The sequence below is a fragment of the Veillonella tobetsuensis genome, assembly GCF_001078375.1.
Lineage (GTDB): Bacteria > Bacillota > Negativicutes > Veillonellales > Veillonellaceae > Veillonella > Veillonella tobetsuensis.
Genome location: NZ_BBXI01000014.1, coordinates 70,566 through 92,197, shown reverse-complemented (window position 1 = coordinate 92,197; position 21,632 = coordinate 70,566). Strand labels below are relative to the sequence as shown.

Below are 21,632 nucleotides of genomic sequence, written 5' to 3'. Positions count from 1 at the left end.
GACTGACTAATAATAGGAGGAGATAATTTGTGTGTTGAGAGAGTATTACTAACATTTCTAAATGACCAACGATTTCTATGGATTTCTTCGTTAATATTATTGGTTGGTTTCTTTATCGGCAGCCTACAAGATATGAATTATGAGCTTTCACTATCTGTTTTAGAAGGCATGTTTCCCGCATTTTTATATGCGTGCGTTGTATTAGGACCTATATATAGAAGGCGAAAGCTATATAAATTTATTTATAAACGAGCGTTAAGGAATTGTGGTTCTCAAACAAAGGTATTTTTCTATGTATTTTTAGGCTTACACGGCAAATTGCTAGGAATTAATATAGTTCCTAAAAGTAAGTTTAAATGGAGCTTTATTATTCTTAGCTACATAGTATTTATATTTTGGTTAATACAAAGCGAGATGCCGCTGGTTATAAAGTTGTTGATTATAGTCATAGCGACCTATAGAGCTGTAGTTGCTATAAACTCGTAAATAGATAGAGGATTATAGTAAGATCGTGCTGTCGATATGTCAGAGGCACCGGAAAAACTTCAGAAAATTGATGTTTCTTAATATAAGGGATGGTTACTAGTGATAAAGAGTAATTTTACTAATGAAGCTGTTAAAATTTTAAAGAGTAGTATAGATAAAACTGTAGAAAATATTTATACGTTGGATTTAATTGGAAATAATACCGAAATATTATCCTATACAAATGAAATTAGTGATAATATTTCTCATTGACTTTCATATATTAATCTTGTATTATTAATACATAGTAGTTGATAATAGTTTTCAATTATGAAATCTATTTCATATATATGAGTATATGGAGGTCACATATGAAAGGTATAATTATTGCATCCTTCGGATCAATTTATAAAGAAGCAGTGGAAACATCCATTGGTACTATAGAGTCTAAAGTTCGTTCCTTATACAGAGATGTAGAGGTACGACGGGTATTTTTGTCTGATGCATTGGTGGAAAAGTGGAATGAAAAATATGACGATACAATTTCTTCCTTCACAGAGGTCATGCAAGAATTTAGCCGCAAGGGGATAGATGAGGTCTATATTCAACCAATCACTCTTGTAGCAGATCAATGTTATCAACAAATGCGTAAACAAGCTCTTAAATTTCTTCACAGCAGTGAATATGGCTTCACCCAAGTTAATATTGGCAAACCTTTATTGACATCCTTGGGGGTGAAAAACTACGCTGATGATTATGAAGCAACCATTGATGGAATTATGCGTCATATCAATACAAAATCTCTCAATAAATCGGTTTTATTGATGGCAAATGGACAAAATCAATTGGAATTCTCTACATTACAATTGAAAGCCATGTATGGGGTAGCACCTAATGTAGCGGTATTTACTACAAATGGTTTCCCTACATTTAAACAAGCGTTGACCTTAGTAGAACGTATGGGACATAAGGACATACTCGTTGTGCCATTGGCTTTGATTGGTTCTGCACATTTAATGGATTACCTCGGCGGCGATCGTTCTGATTCGATTTATGCGCTTCTTACAGAACAAGGCTATAATGTAGATATTTGGAATGAAGGTCTTGGAGAAAATCCTTATGTGCAAGATTTATTCTTAAAGCATTTAGGTCAAGCCATCCGTATGTCTGACAGAAAACGCAGTTCCCAAAAGGACTCATTTCAATCCGTTATTCGATCTACACGCATGGAAGCACAGGGAATGATTTCCTAATTGCTTTCATGTAAGGTTGTAATATAAACTCTCTCATAATACACACTATCATCGAAAAGCATCCTCTAAATCAGGAGGATGCTTTTTGATATGTATTAACTATATGCATATGAAAGTTTATCATAATATAGGCTTTATACGGGGTATGGTATCCCACTATAACAGGGCATATGGTATGATGGATAGTAAGTTATATTTTATAAGGAGAACGTTATGAAACAAGCTATTTTAGTGGTAGCCTTTGGCTCAACTGTTGATTCTGCTCGTGAAAACCAAATTGATGCTGTTGTAAATCGTATTAAAGAGAAATATACGGATTATGAAGTGCGTTTGGCCTTTTCATCTCGTATCATTGTAAAGCGCTTACGCGATCGTGGTATTGATATTCCTACAGAGCAAGGTGCACTCGATGCTCTCATTGAGGATGGATATACTCACATTTATGTACAAACATTGCACTTTGCCGGTGGGGAAGAATTTGAAAAGCTAAAATATAATATTTTACATCATGAACGAGCTAGTGAACTAGAGGTTCTTCGCGTAGGTCGTCCGTTGGTATTCTACATGGGACAAGAAGAACATCCTAATGATTATCAAATCTTTATTGATACATTTATTAAGAGCCTATCTATTTCCGCTGATGATGGTTTGTTATTAGTTGGTCATGGTGGTATTAGTTCTGGCAACTCCTCTTATGGTCATTTGCAATATCAATTAATTCGCAGTGGTCTCGGCCATGTACGTATCGCTACCCTAGAAAATGCACCTTTAATTGAGGATGTAGCGCTTCCTTGGGAGTGGCTTGATGGTAAAAGACCTAATACAATCTATGTTCATCCACTATTGCTTGTGCTAGGTGACCATGCACTCAATGATTTGTTTGGCGATGAAGAGGATAGTGTGGTCAATGTATTGCGTGAAGCAGGCTATAAAGTAGAAGAGATGCACCATGCTCTAGGTGAATATTCACAAATTCAAGATATTTACTGTCAACATATTCAAGACTGTATTGATGATGTATACGGTAAACGTAGTGGACATAGACCAATTATTCCTAATGTAAAATAGTACTTTCATAAAATTCTTTGTATATGTTTAGCAAATTAGGTATAATATTAATGTTAAACATATTGAAATTAGAATAGGAGAATCACCATGAAAGGTAAATTATATGGCATAGGTGTTGGTCCTGGGGACTCTGAATTAATGACGGTGAAAGCGGCGCGTATTGTTGGCGAAGCGGACGTTATCATTACACCTAAAACAGAAAAGAAAGATGGTTCTGTAGCCCTTAATATTGCGAAACCATACATTCAAGAACATACTGAAATCGTTCCAGTTGTATTCCCAATGGTACTCGATGATGCTACACAACAAGAGGGTTGGGAAGAAGCGAAACGTATTATCGTATCTTACTTAGAACAAGGTAAGAAGGTTGTATTCCTTACTCTTGGAGATCCAATGTTCTACAGCACTTACATGTATGTATATCGTTTGATTGAACATACAGGCTTTGAAATTGAAACAATTCCTGGTATCACTGCATTCTGTGCTATTGGTTCTCATCTTGGTTATCCAATTGTAGAAAAAGAAGAAGTATTGGCTATCGTTCCGGCTACAGCACCTAAGGAAAAAATTGATGCTGTATTGGCAGTAGCTGATGATGCAGTTATCATGAAGGTGTATAAAAATTTTGATGAAGTGCAAGAAGTATTGTTGAAACATAATATGGCAGATGATGCCGTTATGATTTCCCGCGTTGGTTTGCCTGATGAACAAGTTTTCGTAGGTTTAGACAATATGCCTAAAGACAAGAAATTGAATTACTTGTCCACAATTTTGGCAAAACGTAAAGATCGTTAATCGATTATATACTCTGTTAACTATATGGATATTGTAAAATCCCTATAGATAGTATTAATAAGAGGTAATACATATGAATACTGTACCCATTCCACGTGTTGTTATAGCTGGTACCAATTCCGGTGTCGGCAAAACGACTATTGTTGCGGGCCTTCTCGCAGCGTATCGAGCAAGTGGCCATGGGGTGCAATCCTTTAAAGTGGGCCCGGATTATATCGATCCGGGCTTTCATAAAATTGCATCGGGCCGTGAAAGTTATAATTTGGATTCTTGGTTAGTTCCACCGGATACATTGCCAACATTTTTTGCATCCATGGCGGGCGATGCAGATCTAGCCATTATTGAAGGCGTTATGGGGTTGTATGATGGTGGCCGAGAGGGTGTGAGTAGTACGGCTCAAATTGCTAAGCAATTAGGTGCTCCTGTTGTGCTCGTTATCGATTGTAAGGCCATGGGTGAAAGCGCAGCTGCTATTGCAATGGGCTTTAGAGACTATGATAAGGATGTGGATTTTAAAGGTGTAATATTAAACCGTTTAGGTTCCGATAATCATGAACGTATGGTTCGTGAAGGAATGGAGAAGATCGGTGTACCTGTTATTGGTGCTATTCGCCGTGATGATCGTATGCATTCTCCAGAACGTCATCTTGGTTTAACACCAGTTACAGAAATCGATCCAACAGAGGCGATTGCTACAATCCAACATGCAGTGCAATCAATGGTGGATTTAGATGCACTTTACAAGGTTGCCGCTAGTGCAGCCCCTATGGCAGCACCTATTGATGCTACTAAGGGTGTTACAAAGCGCACCAAGATTGGTATTGCGTATGATGAAGCCTTTTCTTTCTACTATCCAGCGAGTTTAGCTGCTCTTGAGGCTCAAGGGGCAGAACTTGTATATTTTAGTCCCTTGAAAGATAGTACTATTCCTGATGTGAATGGTCTTGTGTTTGGGGGCGGCTTCCCTGAAATGTTCCTACAGGCTTTATCCGAGAATCTATCTATGAAGCAATCCATCCTTGATGCAAATGAACGTCATATGCCGATTTATGCTGAATGTGGTGGACTTATGTATCTTTGTAAACACATTCATGATTTTGGTGGTAATGTATTTGATACGGTTGGTGTCGTGCCTGCCAATTGCGTAATGCAACAAAAATTGCAAAAGGTCGGCTATGTGACCGCAACGGCAAAACGGGATACATTACTGGGTAATACTGGAACCGCTTTGCGTGGTCATGAATTCCATTTTTCTACAATGGAACCAACTATTGAAGACTTCCCATGGGCCTTTCATTTAGAAGGTGGTCGAAAACCTCAATCCTATGATGGAGGTTACGCTACGAATAATGTGTTAGCATCTTACTTACATCTTAATTTTGCAGGCTCTCTTGAAGGGGCCAAGCATTTTGTAGATATGTGTGAAGCCTTTGGTAACGCAAAATAGTGCTGTTATATAAGCCTTATTATGATAGGTATATGGCATAACAGTGTATGACATAATAGGAGTACTAGAAATGAGTGAACATGGTTTAATACTTGTAAATACTGGTAATGGTAAAGGTAAAACAACGGCATCTTTAGGTGTTGTGCTACGCGCTGTAGGACAAGGATTAAAGGTTTTAATTTTACAATTTATCAAAAGTGGACATGGCTATGGTGAACTTGAGGGTTTAAAAAAGCTAGGCGATGCTGTTACCATCAAATCTATGGGAAAAGGTTTTATATACTATAACCGAGATAAAGTTACGGTAGAAGAGTTAGAAAAACACAAAGCAGCAGCTCAAGAAGCGTGGAAAACATTAGTGGAAGAAGTCAATTCCGATAATTGGGATCTCATCGTTATGGACGAAATCAACAATGCCATTAACTATGAACTCATCGATGTCAACTCCGTTGTAGACATGCTCAAACACAAACCGGAACGACTACATGTCATCCTCACAGGCCGTTATGCAAAACCTGAAATCATCGATGTCGCTGATACAGTGACCGAAATGAACGTAGTAAAACACGCTTACGAAAAAGGCATAAAAGCAGCAAAAGGAATTGAGTTTTAAATATAGAAAATTTTCGAAAAAGTCCTTGCCTAAACTATATCGAAAATGTATAATATAGTCATAAGCACAAGGTGCTATTTTTTAAGACATTAAGTATGTATATAACTATAACCAGGAGGTTGACTATGGCTGTACATGATTACATTAAATCTGGCGATTTCGCTACTGAAAAACACGTTCCTGTTATTGAAGCTGCTGACAAAGTAAAAGCTGGTGAAACATTCCACGTAAACTTATCCGTTGGTAAAGATATTGCTCATCCAAATACTGTAGAACATCATATTAACTGGATTAAATTATACTTCGTAGCTGAAGGTACTCAATTGCCTTTCGAAGTTGGTGAAGTATCCTTCAATGTACATGGTGATGGTGCAACAGCAAACGAAGGTCCTGTAGTTGCAGTTTCTGAAGGTACATTAGCAGTATCCTTGAAAAAATCTGGTAAATTAATTGCTGTATCTTACTGCAATATCCATGGTTTATGGGAGTCTGAAAAAGATATCGTTGTTGAATAATTGAATCTATTCGACTTTAAAAGACCAGCCTGAGGGCTGGTCTTTTTTGTATGTTGGTATATCTTATATAGCTTTTTTATATGAATTAATATAACTTATTGATATGCATGTTTGTCCCCTTAAAAAAGATTTTTGTACTTTTCAGGTGGAAAAATATGTGTATATGCCTTTACAGTGCTATTGGTTTATGGTACAGTATATGCATGTTATTTTTAGTATAGATAGGTAAATGAGGGATAACAGTGGCCTTAATCGTTAAAAAATTTGGTGGCAGTTCCGTTGCTACACCTGAAAAAATATTTAATATTGTTGATCGTGTCCTTCATGAAAAGAAAGAAGACGATCGCATTGTGTTAGTTGTATCTGCAATGGGTGATACAACAGATGACTTGGTTGCTTTGGCAAAACAAGTGACATCTAAACCTTATGGTCGTGAAATGGACCGTTTGCTATGTACTGGTGAGCAAGTAACTATCGCTTTAATGGCGATGGCGTTCAATGAACGTGGTCAAAAGGCTATCTCTTTGACAGGTGATCAAGCAGGCATCACAAGTAGTGAGAACTTTAATAAAGGTCGCATTCTAGGTGTTGATCCTAATCGTGTGTTCGAGGCATTAGAAGAAGGCAATATCGTTGTTGTCGCAGGTTTCCAAGGTATAACTGAATATGGTGATATGGTAACATTAGGTCGTGGTGGTTCCGATACAACTGCAGTTGCTTTGGCTGGCGCTATGAAAGCTGATGTGTGTGAAATCTTCACAGACGTAGAAGGTGTATACTCTACTGATCCTCGCGTAGCGAAGGAAGCTTTCAAATTAGAAGAAGTTACATATGGTGAAATGCTTGAAATGGCTCGTCTAGGTGCTGGTGTTATGCAACCGCGTGCCGTTGAAATGGGTTTCCGTTATGGTGTACCTATTCATGTTCGTTCTACATTCACTGATAATACAGGCACAATTATTCGGGAGGATTATACCGTGGAAGCAAATAAACATATTATTACAGGCGTAGCTGATGATACTAATACAGCGAAAGTAGCTCTTGTGGGCGTTGAAAATAAACCTGGTATTGCAGCAAAAGTATTTAAAGCATTAGCAGATAAAAACGTAGACGTGGATATGATTGTCCAATCCATCCGTTCCGTTGGCGAGCCTAAAACAGACTTAATCTTTACAGTTGCTCTTGATGATGTAGTTTTAGCACGTGAAGTGTTGGAAGAGTTACAAAAAACAGTTGATATCGAAGCTGTGAATATCGATGAAAACATGGCTAAAGTATCCATCATTGGTGCGGGCATGTTGGGCCAACCTGGCGTAGCTGCACAAATGTTTGAAATCCTTAGCCAAGAAGGTATCAATATTGAAATCATCAGTACTTCTGAAATCAGTATTTCTTGCTTGGTAGCAGAAGAGCGTGTAAAAGATGCTGTTCGCGTAATTCATAATGGTCTTTTACTTAACGAACGAGGCTAATATAGTATGATGGATAGTCTCCGTACATTTATGGACGAGATGCTCGATGATCAGGGGCGCAAGGAAGGTTTTATTAGTGATTTATTGGCTAATTTAAAAACACAACCGATTCCTACATTAGAGCAAGCACAAACAGGCTATACAACAATGAGCAATCTTCATGGTATTTTCTATAATTACGATACGTCCGAAGTGACCATATCGTATAAGGTGGTACCAAATATGTATGCTCCTTATACATTGACGTTTCGCCAATTCGAAGTTGTTCTCGAAGGTCTTTTGACTAGTCGACGCAATTTAAAATGGCAAATGAATCCTAAGAAATAATTAAGAAGGACACTCTCGCAGTGTCCTTTTTTGCTGTAAATCTTTGTATTATTCTGTGATGATGAGATTTTGCAATTTATAATCTATAATTTGATAATTATTCTTGAAAATTCGTGTTAACTATACTGATGTGGTATAATAAATAGTTAGTAATACATTAAAAACCTATATTTATATATATACATATTACATAATAGAAAGAAGGGACAGTATGGAATTACATAATATATATTCTGGCTTTCGCCTTGATCGCATAGAACGCATTGATGAAATCAATGGTACTGCTTATGAAATGAAACATGAAAAGTCTGGTGCTCGTCTTATTTATATTGACTCACCTGATTCTAATAAAGTCTTTAATATTGCTTTCAGAACAACACCTCAAGATAGTACAGGGGTAGCACATATTATGGAGCATTCCGTACTTTGTGGTTCTCGTAAGTTTCCATTAAAAGAGCCTTTTGTTGAACTTGTTAAAGGTTCCCTAAATACATTCTTGAATGCTATGACCTATCCAGATAAGACAATGTATCCTGTAGCAAGTAAGAATGACAAGGATTTCCACAACTTAATGGATGTATATCTCGATGCCGTTTTCTATCCACGTGCTGCGAATGACCCAGAAATCATGATGCAAGAAGGTTGGCATTATGAACTCGATTCAGTAGATGATGAATTGACATATAAGGGCGTAGTATTTAATGAGATGAAAGGTGTTTACTCATCTCCAGATTCCGTCCTTGAACGTGAATTGATGCATGCCTTATTTCCTGATACCACATATGGTGTAGATTCTGGTGGTAACCCAGATAATATTACAGAATTAACCTATGAAAAATTCAAGGAATTTTACAATGTTCATTATCACCCATCCAATAGCTATATTTTCTTGTATGGCACGATGGATATTGAAGAGCAATTGCGTTTTATCCATGATGAATACTTAAGTCATTTTGATGCTATTGAAATCGATACAGAGGTGACTGAGCAGGCCCCATTTAAGGAAGGCCGTGTCATTACATATCCATATAGTGTAGGTTCTGATGAAAGTACAGATAATCGTACATTGCATGCTTTTGCCTATGTATTACCATCAGTAACACCTGAACAAAGCCTTGCCTTTGAGGTGTTAACTCATGCTTTATTAACATCTCCAGCAGCACCGCTAAAACAAGCATTGGTAAAAGCTGGCATTGGTTCTGATGTGTCCGGCTATTATTTAGATAGTATCCGTCAACCAATTTGGGCTGTTCATGCGAGTGGTTCTAATTTAGATATGCAAGAACAATTACAATCTATTGTAGAATCCACATTAGAACAATTATGTACAGAGGGTATTGATAAAGAGTTATTAGAAGCCTCTCTTAACTCTATTGAGTTTGCCCTTCGTGAAAGCGACTTTGGCGGTCGACCAATTGGTCTTGCTTATGTGATTCGCATGATGGACAATTGGTTATATGGCCATGACCCGTTAGAACTATTACATTATGAAGAGGCTTTGGTTAATATCCGCAAGGGTTTACAAGGTACTTATTTTGAAGATTTAATTCGTCATTCTATTTTGGGTAATAATCATAAAGCGATTGTGTCCTTATATCCAGAACAAGGATTACAAGAGCAAAAGGACGCAGAGGTTAAGGCTGAATTGGCAAATATTAAAGTATCTATGACACAAGACGAGTTACAAGCCATTGTAGATCAAACAAAACGCCTTAAACTTCGCCAAGAAACACCAGATAGTGAAGAAGCTTTGGCTACGATTCCGTTGTTAGAATTATCTGATTTGAGTCCTGACGTTGAAGATGTAGAACGTCGTGAAAGCATGATTGGTCATACGAAACTTCATTTTGTACCGACCTTTGCAAAAGGCATTAATTATGTGTCCTATTACTTTAATCTAGGGTGCCTTACAGAAGAAGAATTATTTTATGCTGATATTTTAAGTGATATCATTGGGCGTGTAGATACATCTAAACGTTCCTATGAAGATATGGCAAAGGCTATTAACCTAAATCTTGGCGGTTTGAGTTCTGATGTTACGGGTATTAGCAAAGCGGGTAAACGCGATGAATTTGTACCGCTTATGATTGTACGTAGTAAGGCACTTCATGCTAAATTGCCTGAACTATGCCAACTTGTAAATGAAGTTATTCATGATGCACAGTATACAGATGTAACTCGTTTGACCGAGCTTGTGCAAGAAAGCAAAGCCATTTGGGATAATGAGGCTTTCCGTAGAGGTAATACTATCGTTAGCCAACGCGTTATGGCCAAGGTATCTAAGGTTGGTAAATTCCGTGATGATGGTAATTTAGGTTATTATCAAAAGATTAGTGAATTAGCTACTAATCCAGCTGCATTACCGTTATTGCCAGAAAAATTAGCCGATGTGGCTCGTAAAATTTTCCGCTCCAATAACGTAGATATTTTATTTGTTGGTGAAGAACATGAGTTAGCACCATTTACAGAATTGATGGCACCATTACTTGAAAACTGGAATGCAGAAATATTACCAGATGATGTTTTAACTATAGAGCATACAACGAGTAATGAAGGGATTGTTACTGCCGGCAAGGTTCAATATGTAGCTCAAGGCGGCAATTTTATAGATCATGGATTTACTCATGTTGGCGCTATGAGTGTATTAGAAACTATTTTACGTTACGAATACTTATGGATTCGCATCCGCGTACAAGGCGGTGCCTATGGTGCCTTTGCTAATTTCTACGATGATGGTAATATGATTTTCTGTAGCTATCGAGATCCAAATCTTGTAGAAACATTAAATGTTTACAAGGAATTGCCAGAGTATTTACGACAATTTACCTTAACAGATCGTGAAATGCGTAAATATATTATCGGTACCATGAGTGGTCTTGATTTGCCGATGACGCCTGCATTACGTGGGCCACGTGCTATGGGTTTATACTTTAGTGGTGCCAATATCGAAGATAAGGTAGCATTTAGGAAACAAGTTATCGCTTGTAAGCCAGAGGATATTGTAGCTCTTGCAGAACTAGTAGAGCCTGTTTTGAAAGATAATAATATTTGCTCCATGGGAAATGAACAAAAAATTAAAGACGCTGGTGTCTTTGATAACATTGTATCCCTTGGATAATATATAGTTTATAAACTGATGACACTCTCACGATACATTAATATAATAATGTATTATTATATTAGTATATTATAGAGTGATTAGGAGATACTATTTATGAAAGGACGATTTGCACCTAGCCCAACGGGGTATATCCACTTAGGGAATGTGTGGATCGCCCTTTTATCGTATATATCTACACGTAATCAAAACGGCACCTATGTGGTCCGGATGGAAGATATCGATTTACAACGCTCTAAACGCTCTTTAGGAGAGGCCTTGTTAGATGATTTGGAATGGCTTGGCTTTGAATGGGATGAAGGACCACGTGTGGGTGGACCTGAAGAATCCTATTGGCAGAGTGAACGATTTATACTATACGACAAAGTCCTTAATAGGCTTGAGGAACAAGGATTAATTTATCCATGTTTTTGTAATCGCGCACGTTTGCAATCTATTGCTTCTGCACCTCATCGCGGAGAAGTAGTTCATCATTATGATGGTCATTGCCGTGATTTAGATGGTTTTACTGTGGCGCAAAAGAAACTTGAAAAGAGCCCATCTATGCGAATTAAGGTTGCGGATTCGCATATGGAATTCGTAGATTTATATCAAGGATCACAGCATTTTGCATTGAGGTGTGGTAATGATGATTTTGTTCTACGTCGCGGTGATGGTATGTATGCTTATAATTTAGCAGTTGTATTAGATGATATATCTATGGGCATCACTGAAATTATTCGAGGTCATGACTTACTGGAAACTACGGCTCAACAACTATTTTTATATCGTACATTACAAGCTAATCCGCCCTATTATGGACATGCACCATTGCTAATTGACACAGATGGTCATCGACTTTCAAAGCGACAGAAAAGTATAACAGTAAAAGAATTGAGAGAGTGTGGTTGGTCACCGGAGCGCATTTTAGGTGAATTAGCTGTATTAGCTGGATTCATACCCAAAAGCGATGCACCGAGCATCTCTTTAGAATCATTATTAATATATACTGCACATACAAAAGCATTGCATTGCGAACATATTGTATTAGAAAAATCAATATAATATATTGACAATTTTCGATATTGATATATAATATTAATTAAGAGGTGGTAAGAATGACTATTAAAAACGCATTAGCTGAAAAAGTTTGGGCTGTAATAGGTGCCACTTACAAAACCGATAAGTTTGGATATAAGATTTATAAGTGCTTAAAAGAGCATGGATATGAAGTCTATCCGGTTAATCCAAATGTGACGAGTATCGATGGTGATACTTGTTATCCTAGTCTATCTGCCTTGCCAGTTGTTCCTAGCGTTGTTGATTTTGTAGTTCCAGAAGCAGCAGGGCTTGCAGCAATTGATGAATGTAAAGAATTAGGTATTAAGACAATCTGGTTACAACCCGGTGCGGATAAACCAGCTGTTTTGGCCAAGGCAAAAGAGGTAGGTTTGGATTACATTCAAGATTGTGTATTAGTTCAATTACCTTAGGAGGAAATAATGAGCGAATTAAAAGAGTTAAAAACAGCAGAATATCAAGATCTTCTTAATCAAGGTGGCGTAACAGTAATTGATTTCTGGGCTCCATGGTGCGGTTACTGTGTACGCATGATGCCGGTTTTCGAAGAAATCGCTGGTGAATTAGAAGGTAAAGCAAACTTTGTAAAAGTAAATACTGATGAAGAACCAAGCTTAGCTCGTGAATTACAAGTAGAAGTATTACCTACATTTGTAATTTTGAAAGATGGCGAAGTAGTAGATCGTAAAATTGGCTTCTTACCAAAAGGTGATTTACAAGGTGCTATCGAATCTAAATTCTAATTAGATTTATATAATATAGAACATATAAGGCTTATTAATGTATACATATACATTAATAGGCCTTTTTTATTGCTGTGAATAAACATACGAGTAATATCTTAAAATAAATATAAAATGAAGAATGTAGTTTAAATATTTAAAGAATACGATGTTTAAAGGAAAGTATTGGATTTTAGCGAAAAATACATGAGTAAAATGTGAAGCATAAGAATAACTTATTAAAAAAATGCTTTAATTTTAAAATTACTTATGCTAGTATTTAGTTAGATATTGTGAATATTTAGTGAAGTGTATTCCAGTATTTTCATTTATTTCATCTTTGCGGGGTGAGAGCCGCATAAGTTGGGAGGGAACATTATATGAATAAGGTATTCAAAGTAGTATGGAGTGCGACTAAAAATGCATATGTAGTTACATCTGAACTAGCAAAGTCGCATCAAAAAACAGCTACTACAATTGTAGCAGCCATTTTGTTTAGTGCCAGTTTGGGTGGAGGCATTGTTTCAGCATCCACACCTGCGGATTGGTATCGAACTGATCTTATTGGTAGTCAAAAATGGTTAACACCTGGTCAAGCATCTCAACCAGTTGAACAAAGACCAATTGATTTGCATCAACAAGACCAACAACAATGGCAACAACAGCAGCAGCAACAACAGCAACAACAATGGAATCAACAATCTCAAAAAAACGGTAATGCAATCGTTATTGTTGGTTTAGGCGACATTAAAAAACAAGTTAATACAAATACTCATAATATCAATGTATTAAATAACAAAGTTAATTGCCTTGGTACTCAGTTTTACTGCTTATCTGATAAGGTATCTAAAAACTCTTTAGATATTAAGCAACTTAATGTAAGCGTTAATGCAATCAATAACAATATTAAAAATATTGAAAATAAGATTACTAATAATGTTACTAACAAGGTAACTAACAATGTTATTAACAATGTAAATAATAAGATTGATATTAAGATTGCAGAAAATAATAAGACTATTATTAATACTGTAAATGCTAACATTAAAAAAGAAATTCAAAATAATAACACTACTATTATTAACAATGTAAATCAAAATATTGATCAAACAATTAATAATAAGATTGAAGCTAACAATACAACTATTATTAATCAAGTAAATCAAAATATTGATCAAACAATTAATAATAAAATTGAAAATAACAATACAACAATCATTAATAAAGTAGATCAAAATATTGATGCTAAGATTGAAAAAAATAATACTTCTATCATCAATACAGTGAATAAAACTATTAATGAAAGTATTCAAAACAACAATACAGTTATTAATAACAACATTAAAAATGAAATTAATGCTAATAATGTAGAAATCAATAAGACTATTAAGAATGAAATTAATGCTAATAACACTGTTATTAACAATAATATCAAAAATAGCATTGAAGCGAATAATGTTGAAATTAATAAAACGATTGTTAATAAGATCAATGAAAATAATGTAAAAATTGATCAAAATATCGCCAATGTAAAAAATGAATTACAAGCGAATATTAACAAGGTTGATGTTAAGGTAGATGCTAATAGCAAAGCTATCAACAACTTGACTGTTAATGTTAACAATAACAGCAAGTCTATTGCTGACTTGTCTAAACAAGTTAACGAAAACACCAAAAACATTACTTTCAACAACACAATTGCGATGGAAAACCGCAAACTTATCGGCGACAATAAGAAAGATATCAATGATAATAAAAAAGCCATCGATGAGTTGAAAGGTAAAGTTGGTACTACTATTAACAACATCAACACAACAATTGATAATAAGATTAATGAAAACAACTCTAAGATTATTAATCAAATCAATAAAGATATAGACATTAAAATTGATAATAGTAAAACAAATATTATCAATACAGTAAACACTAATATTGATAATAAAATCAACGCTAATAACACAGTTATTAACGCTAACATTGATAATAGTATTAAACAAAATAATGTTGAAATTAACAAGACAATCAAAAATGAAATTAACGCTAATAACACAGTTATTAACGCTAACATTGATAATAGCATTAAACAAAATAATGTCGAAATCAATAAGACAATCAAAAATGAAATTAATGCTAACAACACAACTATTATCAATAAAGTGAATGCTGATGTTGATGCTAAGATTAATAATGTCAACACTACAATTAACAATGTGAACACTAAGGTTGATGGCAATACAAGTAAAATTGTAGATAATAGCAAACGCATTGCTGCTAATGAAGTAAATATTGCGAATAATACTACAAACATTAATAAAAATGCGACAGCTATTACAAACTTAACTAATACAGTTAATAGTAATAACACCCGTATTAACTACGTACTTGAAGCTATGAGCAACCATGAAGGTCGTTTACAAGCTGTAGAAAATGATGTTAAGAATATCAAGACTGATTTGAGCAATACTACAAATCAAGTCAATATCAATACAAAGGATATTGCTGATTTGAAGGGTAAAGTTGGTCAAAATATTGGCAACGTTCAAGTAGATATTAACAATATTAAAAATGATATTACAAACATCAATAAAAAGATTGATCAAAATGACATTGCTATCAATACAAAAGTAGATAATAAAGTTAATGAAATCAATACTAAGATTGACAATAAAGTAATTGCTATTGATCAAAAAATTGATAATAAAGTAACTGAAATCAATGCAAACATTGATAACAATGTAAATATTATTAACAAGAAAATCGATAACAATGTAAATATTATCAATACAAAAATTGATAATAACGATATTGCTATTAACAAAAAGATTGATAATAAAGTAAACGAAATCAATACTAATATTGATAATAAAGTTAACGAAATTAATGCTAAGATTGATAAGAACGATGTAACTATCAATACAAAGGTAGATAATAAAGTTAATGAAATCAATGCTAAGATTGATAATAAAGTAACTGAAATCAACACAAACATTGATAACAAGGTTAACGAAATCAATACTAAGATTGATAACAATGTTATCGACTTAAGCAAAAAAATCGATGCTAATACAACAGCCATCAATAATGTTAATGTTCGTGTAGATGGTGTTAAAGGTGATGTAGCTGGTCTTACTAAACGCGTAGATCGTCATGACGAACGTTTAGACTACTTGCATGACAATATTGTAGATAACTCTACACGTATTAGTGCTAACGAAGATGATATCAAGAAATTAAAAGGCCAAATTGGTACAACAATCACTAATGTTGAAAATACAATCAATGCTAAGATTGAAGCCAATAACACAGTTATTAGAAATGATATCAATACTGCAATCACTAATAACAACACTGTTATCAATAAGAACATTGAAACAGCTATCAATAATAACAATACAGTAATCAATAAAAATATTGAAACTGCTATTACTAACAACAATACTACAATTCTTAATAAAGTTGATAAAAATATCGATGTTAAAATCAATGAAAACAACACAACAATCCTTAATAAAGTTGATAAAAACATCGATGTAAAAATCAACGAAAATAACAAACAAATCAACAATACAATCAATACTAAGATTGGTGAAGTAAATGTTAAGATTGATGGCGTTAAAGGTGATTTAAATGGTCTTAAAGGCGACTTGGATGGTCTCAAAGGTCGCGTGGATCGTCACGATCAACGTTTAGATTACTTAGCAGACAATATTGTAGATAACTCTACACGCATTAGTGCTGTTGAAGATAATGTAAATGTTAATACTACTAACATTGCAAACAATACTAAGAATATTAATATCAATGCTAAAGCTATCGATGAATTGAAAGGTCAAGTAGGTCAATCCTCTACTGTTATCAACGATATTAAAAACCAAATCACTAATATCAATGGTAAGGTAGAAAATAACACTACTAACATCACAAATAATACTAAGAACATCGCTGTTAATGCACAAGCTATCGTCGATAATAGCAAACGCATCAACGAAACAAATGTTAAGGTAGAAAATAATACTACTAACATTGCAAATAATACTAAGAACATTGCTGTTAATGCACAAGCTATCGTAGATAATAGTAAACGTATTGATGCAACAAATGTGAAAGTAGATGTTAATACAGCTAACATTGCAAATAATACAACAGCTATTAACAACGTAAATGTTAAGGTAGACGGCATTAAAGGTGATATTAATAATATCAATGTAAAAGTTGATGGTGTTAAAGGTGATGTAGCAGGTCTTACTAAACGTGTAGACCGTCATGATCAACGTTTGGATTACTTACAAGATAACATCGCAGATCATTCTACACGTATCAGTGTTGTAGAAGATGGTGTGAAATCCAATACTAAAGCTATTGATGAATTAAAAGGTCATATTGGTACTCAAATCACAAATATCGAAAACACTATTACTAACAAAATTAATGAAAATAATGTAGTTATTAATAAGTCTATCGATAACAAGATTACAGAAAATAACACTACAATTCTTAATAAGGTTGATAAAAACATTGATGTAAAAATCAATGAAAACAACAAACAAATTAACAACACAATCAATACGAAGATTGGTGATGTAAATGTTAAGATTGATGGTGTTAAAGGTGATGTATCTGGCCTTAAAGCACGCATAGACCGTCATGATCAACGTCTTGATTACATTGATGGCAACATTATTCATCATTCTGAACGTATCTCTGCTAATGAAGATGCTATCAAGAAATTGAATGGTAAAATTGGTACAACAATCACAAATGTAGAAAATACAATCAATACTAAGATTGAAGCAAATAATACAGTGATTAGAAACGATATCAACACCGCAATTTCTAATAACAACACAGTAATCAACAAGTATATTGATACTGCAATTAATAACAACAATACAACTATTATTAACAAAGTTGATAAAAATATCGATGCGAAGATTGTTGAAAACAATACGAAGATTGATAGTAAGATCAATAATGTAAATGTAAAAGTTGATGCGAATGCAAAAGCTATTGAAAACAATAGCAAATCTATTACAGCTATTCAAAATAATGTAGCTAATATTAATAGTAAAGTTGATGTGAATACAGCAGATATTAAAGCAATTCGCACTGATGTAACTAATAATACAACAGCTATTGCTAGTGTATCTAAACAAGTAGCAGGTAACACAGCAAACATCGCAGATGTTTCTGCTAAGGTAAATGCTAACTCCACTCGTATCGATGCAAATGCAGCAGCTATTGGTAACTTGAATGGTAAAGTTGATTCTAATGCGAAAGCTATTGAATCCTTGAAAGGTCAAGTAGGTAAAGGCAACACTACAATCGTTAATGTTGAAAAGAAAGTTGAAAACATCACAAACAACATTAAAGCTCAAAATAGTGTTATCAATGCTAATACTGTAAATATTCAAAACAATACTTCCAACATTAACAATATTAAAGCTAATGTAGTAAATGTTGAAAAGAATGTTAACAATATCAAAGCTGATGTAACTATCGTGAAGAATGATATTACTAACATCAATGCGAAGATTGATGCGAAGATTAATATTGTGAACAACAATGTTGAAAACATCAAGAATGATGTGAAGACTATCAATAATCAAGTTACAAATATTAAGAATGATGTGACTAGCATCAAATCTGATGTAACTAGCATTAAATCTGATGTAACAAGTGTGAATGCAAAAGTTGAAAACAATATTAAGATTATCAACGGCATCCAAACAGATGTATCTGGCTTGAAAGATCAAGTTGGCAAAAATACACAAGCAATTAAAGACTTGCAAAATGTAAGTGCTGATGTATCTAAGGTGAAAGAACAAGTTAATGCGAATACAATCAAAGCTAACGCTAACGAAGAACGCATTAAAAATGTTCAAAGCCAAGTAGAAGTTAATACTGATAGAATCAAACACAATACTGAAAATATCAATATTAACAAAGCTGCTATCAAGCAAAATGCAGAAGCAATTCAAAATACTAACGTTACTGTTCAAAAAGTAATCAACAAGGTTGATGAACATACTGCAGCAATTAATAGTGTATCTGCTCAAGTTAATAAAAATACTAATAATATTGCCACTATCAATGCATCCGTTATTGAAAATACAAACAATATTACAAAAGTAAATAACCAAGTAACAGCAAATACTACTAACATTGCTAAAGTATCTAATCAAGTTACTACGAATATCAATAATATCAATGTAAATGCTAAGAATATTAGCGTGAATACAGAAAATATTAAAAACATTGATAGCCGTGTAACCACTAATGCAAATGCTATTGTTGGTATTACTGAATCTGTGAAAGCAAATGCTACTAATATTAACACTGTTAATAACCGTGTAACAGAAGTATCTAACCAAGTTAATACAAATACACAAAGTATTGCTACTGTAACAAATCAAGTTAATGACAATACTAAATTAGCTAAGGCAGTAGGTGCGATTGCATTGGAAAACAATGAACGTATCAATGTAATGGGCTTACAAGTTAACAAGAATACTGCAGATATTAGTACATTAGCTGAAGCTGCAAATTACAGCTTGCGTGCAAGTGCATTAACAATTCAAGATCATGAAACTATTGAACAACATACAGCACAAATTCAAGATAACTCTCGTCGCATTAGCAGTGTAGAACGTGAAGTTAAAACAGTAGGTGCATCTGCAGCCGCATTGGCAGCATTGAAACCTATTGAATACCATGAAGGCCAAAAAGCTCAAATCATGGCAGCTGTTGGTACATACAAAGGTAAAACAGCAACTGCATTAGGTGTTGCTCATTATGCAAATCCTGATTTGTTATTCCACGCTGGTGCTGCTTATGATGGTGATAATGGTGTAATGGCAAATGCTGGTGTAACTATCGGTATTGGCTCCGCTCCTACAGCACCTTCCAAACCTGCATCTCCAGCAACTGTAAAAGTTCTCGAAGATAAGGTTGCTAGCTTAGAAGCACAAAATAAAGAAATTAAAGAAGTGCTTGAAAAAGTATTAGCTGCTAATCCTCAAGTAGCTAAAAAGACAACTAAATAAGATACCTCCCAAAAGGTAGGCACTGAATACCTGTCTATCTAAGGTATGTATAACCGCGTAGTACACTCGTACTACGCGGTTTTCTTTTGATTTTGAACTTGAAGTTTTAATGTTGTGGTGAATATGTATAGCTGGTGGTGAATGGTGGTACATATATGGTGAAAATTATAAAAATAACCATATAAAAACGAACATATATTTGTGAAAAATAGAGAAAAATAGAGAAAAAGATAAAAATATGAAGAAAAATTCATAATTTCCTCAATTTTTACGTTTTATTTATTGTAACAAGTGGGGGATTGTGGTAAAATTTACCATATAGTGGTGAATTAGGAATGTTAGGCGGTGATTTTAGATGTTCATGGGGGAATATAATCACACTATAGATACAAAAGGACGGTTGATTATACCTGCCAAAATACGTGAACAACTAGGTGATCATTGCGTGCTTTCAAAGGGCTTAGACAATTGTATCGCTATTTATACTGCCGAAAGTTGGGAGCAACTTTCAAAAACATTACAATCTTTACCATCTAATAAAGCTAATGCTCGCGCCATTAAACGCTTTTATTTTGGTAGTGCAGCAGAGCTTGAATTTGACAAACAAGGCCGAATCTTGGTACCTAGTGCTCTTCGTGAGCATGCTGAATTGCAAAAAGATGCAGTTATTATTGGTACTGGCGATAAGGTTGAAATTTGGAGCCGTGAACGTTTCGATGCTTATGATGCGGAAGTGGCTGAAAGTGTAGAATCCTTAGCTGAAGGATTAGAGGGCATTATATTGTAGGAGGCTATCGTGGAATTTAATCATGTCAGTGTACTGTTGAATGAAACGGTAGAATCTGTTGTTACCAATCCAGATGGTATCTATGTGGATTGCACATTAGGTGGTGCAGGTCATGCACATGCTGTAGGGGAACGACTAAGTCCTCAAGGTATGATTGTCGGTCTAGATCAAGACGAGGATGCCTTAGGTGTAGCGAGACAACGATTGTCCGATTTATCCTGTCAAGTGATGACGATACCTACAAATTTTTCGAATTTAAAACATGCTTTGCAAGAACAAGGCATTTACGAAGTTGACGGATTCATATTTGATTTAGGTGTTTCTAGTTATCAGCTTGATACACCAGAACGTGGATTTTCGTATATGAATGATGGGCCCCTTGATATGCGTATGGATAAAGAGGCGAAAATTAATGCGGAAATCGTGGTGAATGAATATGAACCAGATGAATTATTAAAAATTATTCGTGACTACGGAGAAGAACGATGGGCTAAGCGCATCGTTGAGTTTATCGTAGCGGCACGCAATGAAAAGAGAATTACCACTACTGGCGAATTAGTGTCAATTATAAAGAAGGCTATACCAGCAAAGGCGAGACAGGATGGTCCGCATCCAGCAAAACGTACATTTCAAGCGATACGCATTGAAGTAAACCGAGAGCTTGCTATTTTGCATGATAGTTTTGTAGATGCTGTGAGTATGTTGAAGCCAAAGGGGAGAATTGGTGTCATCACATTCCATTCCTTAGAGGATCGCATTACAAAACAAACATTTAAAGAGTTGAGTACAGCTTGTATTTGTCCACCAGAGTTGCCAGTGTGTGTCTGTCATAATAAGGCGATTATTAAAGCTAAAAATAAGGCGATTGAGCCTAGTGCAGGGGAAGTCGAAGTGAATCCTCGTTCTAGGAGTGCAAAGCTTAGAGTAGGGGTTAAACTGTAGTATTGG

15 protein-coding genes are annotated in these 21,632 nt (G+C 34.8%); all 15 read left to right on the top strand.

The features are described 5' to 3' along the window. Positions 1-836 precede the first annotated feature (836 nt). The gene (locus VEI_RS05800; RefSeq protein ID WP_059363172.1) at positions 837-1,718 is read left to right on the top strand and encodes a sirohydrochlorin cobaltochelatase; all 882 of its coding nucleotides are present in this window, start codon (positions 837-839) and stop codon (positions 1,716-1,718) included. A 213-nt stretch (positions 1,719-1,931) separates the two neighbouring features. Continuing rightward, on the top strand, positions 1,932-2,786 hold the full coding sequence (locus VEI_RS05795; protein WP_059363170.1) for a sirohydrochlorin cobaltochelatase: 855 nt from the start codon (positions 1,932-1,934) through the stop codon (positions 2,784-2,786). 87 nt (positions 2,787-2,873) lie between these two features. Further along, positions 2,874-3,581, top strand: a complete 708-nt coding sequence (gene cobI / locus VEI_RS05790; RefSeq protein ID WP_059363168.1) for a precorrin-2 C(20)-methyltransferase — start codon at positions 2,874-2,876, stop codon at positions 3,579-3,581. A gap of 73 nt (positions 3,582-3,654) precedes the next feature. Further along, entirely contained in the window at positions 3,655-5,028 is a 1,374-nt protein-coding gene (locus VEI_RS05785; RefSeq protein WP_059363166.1) for a cobyrinate a,c-diamide synthase, read from the top strand. Positions 5,029-5,098: 70 nt separating this feature from the next. Next, the gene (cobO, locus tag VEI_RS05780; protein WP_059363164.1) at positions 5,099-5,641 is read left to right on the top strand and encodes a cob(I)yrinic acid a,c-diamide adenosyltransferase; all 543 of its coding nucleotides are present in this window, start codon (positions 5,099-5,101) and stop codon (positions 5,639-5,641) included. Between the two features lie 125 nt (positions 5,642-5,766). Continuing rightward, the gene (locus VEI_RS05775) at positions 5,767-6,156 is read left to right on the top strand and encodes a class II SORL domain-containing protein (protein ID WP_059363162.1); all 390 of its coding nucleotides are present in this window, start codon (positions 5,767-5,769) and stop codon (positions 6,154-6,156) included. A 242-nt stretch (positions 6,157-6,398) separates the two neighbouring features. Continuing rightward, the gene (locus tag VEI_RS05770; protein ID WP_059363160.1) at positions 6,399-7,628 is read left to right on the top strand and encodes an aspartate kinase; all 1,230 of its coding nucleotides are present in this window, start codon (positions 6,399-6,401) and stop codon (positions 7,626-7,628) included. Between the two features lie 9 nt (positions 7,629-7,637). Continuing rightward, positions 7,638-7,955: a hypothetical protein gene (locus tag VEI_RS05765; protein ID WP_059363471.1), complete on the top strand. Its 318-nt coding sequence runs from the start codon at positions 7,638-7,640 to the stop codon at positions 7,953-7,955. 211 nt (positions 7,956-8,166) lie between these two features. Next, positions 8,167-11,073: an insulinase family protein gene (locus VEI_RS05760; RefSeq protein WP_059363158.1), complete on the top strand. Its 2,907-nt coding sequence runs from the start codon at positions 8,167-8,169 to the stop codon at positions 11,071-11,073. Positions 11,074-11,169: 96 nt separating this feature from the next. Then, positions 11,170-12,117: a tRNA glutamyl-Q(34) synthetase GluQRS gene (gluQRS, locus tag VEI_RS05755; RefSeq protein WP_059363156.1), complete on the top strand. Its 948-nt coding sequence runs from the start codon at positions 11,170-11,172 to the stop codon at positions 12,115-12,117. A 53-nt stretch (positions 12,118-12,170) separates the two neighbouring features. Continuing rightward, positions 12,171-12,545, top strand: coding sequence for a CoA-binding protein (locus tag VEI_RS05750; protein WP_059363154.1), 375 nt, complete (start codon positions 12,171-12,173; stop codon positions 12,543-12,545). A gap of 9 nt (positions 12,546-12,554) precedes the next feature. Continuing rightward, positions 12,555-12,875 carry a thioredoxin gene (trxA, locus tag VEI_RS05745; protein WP_059363153.1) on the top strand — a complete coding sequence of 107 codons (321 nt, stop codon included), beginning with the start codon at positions 12,555-12,557 and terminating at the stop codon, positions 12,873-12,875. Positions 12,876-13,234: 359 nt separating this feature from the next. Then, a complete protein-coding gene (locus tag VEI_RS05740) occupies positions 13,235-19,897 on the top strand; it encodes an ESPR-type extended signal peptide-containing protein (protein ID WP_059363150.1) in 6,663 nt (2,220 codons plus the stop codon). 355 nt (positions 19,898-20,252) lie between these two features. Further along, complete coding sequence (mraZ, locus tag VEI_RS05735; protein ID WP_059363147.1) at positions 20,253-20,684, top strand: division/cell wall cluster transcriptional repressor MraZ; 432 nt, start codon at positions 20,253-20,255, stop codon at positions 20,682-20,684. A 9-nt stretch (positions 20,685-20,693) separates the two neighbouring features. Next, on the top strand, positions 20,694-21,626 hold the full coding sequence (gene rsmH, locus VEI_RS05730; protein ID WP_059363145.1) for a 16S rRNA (cytosine(1402)-N(4))-methyltransferase RsmH: 933 nt from the start codon (positions 20,694-20,696) through the stop codon (positions 21,624-21,626). Positions 21,627-21,632 lie beyond the last annotated feature (6 nt).

Excerpts from the sequence above, each read along its gene's own strand:
- mraZ (WP_059363147.1), top strand. The coding sequence starts at position 20,253 with ATGTTCATGGGGGAATATAATCACACTATAGATACAAAAGGACGGTTG.
- VEI_RS05750 (WP_059363154.1), top strand. The coding sequence starts at position 12,171 with ATGACTATTAAAAACGCATTAGCTGAAAAAGTTTGGGCTGTAATAGGT.
- cobI (WP_059363168.1), top strand. The coding sequence starts at position 2,874 with ATGAAAGGTAAATTATATGGCATAGGTGTTGGTCCTGGGGACTCTGAA.
- trxA (WP_059363153.1), top strand. The coding sequence starts at position 12,555 with ATGAGCGAATTAAAAGAGTTAAAAACAGCAGAATATCAAGATCTTCTT.
- VEI_RS05760 (WP_059363158.1), top strand. The coding sequence starts at position 8,167 with ATGGAATTACATAATATATATTCTGGCTTTCGCCTTGATCGCATAGAA.
- VEI_RS05765 (WP_059363471.1), top strand. The coding sequence starts at position 7,638 with ATGGATAGTCTCCGTACATTTATGGACGAGATGCTCGATGATCAGGGG.
- cobO (WP_059363164.1), top strand. The coding sequence starts at position 5,099 with ATGAGTGAACATGGTTTAATACTTGTAAATACTGGTAATGGTAAAGGT.
- VEI_RS05795 (WP_059363170.1), top strand. The coding sequence starts at position 1,932 with ATGAAACAAGCTATTTTAGTGGTAGCCTTTGGCTCAACTGTTGATTCT.
- VEI_RS05785 (WP_059363166.1), top strand. The coding sequence starts at position 3,655 with ATGAATACTGTACCCATTCCACGTGTTGTTATAGCTGGTACCAATTCC.
- VEI_RS05740 (WP_059363150.1), top strand. The coding sequence starts at position 13,235 with ATGAATAAGGTATTCAAAGTAGTATGGAGTGCGACTAAAAATGCATAT.
- gluQRS (WP_059363156.1), top strand. The coding sequence starts at position 11,170 with ATGAAAGGACGATTTGCACCTAGCCCAACGGGGTATATCCACTTAGGG.
- VEI_RS05775 (WP_059363162.1), top strand. The coding sequence starts at position 5,767 with ATGGCTGTACATGATTACATTAAATCTGGCGATTTCGCTACTGAAAAA.
- VEI_RS05800 (WP_059363172.1), top strand. The coding sequence starts at position 837 with ATGAAAGGTATAATTATTGCATCCTTCGGATCAATTTATAAAGAAGCA.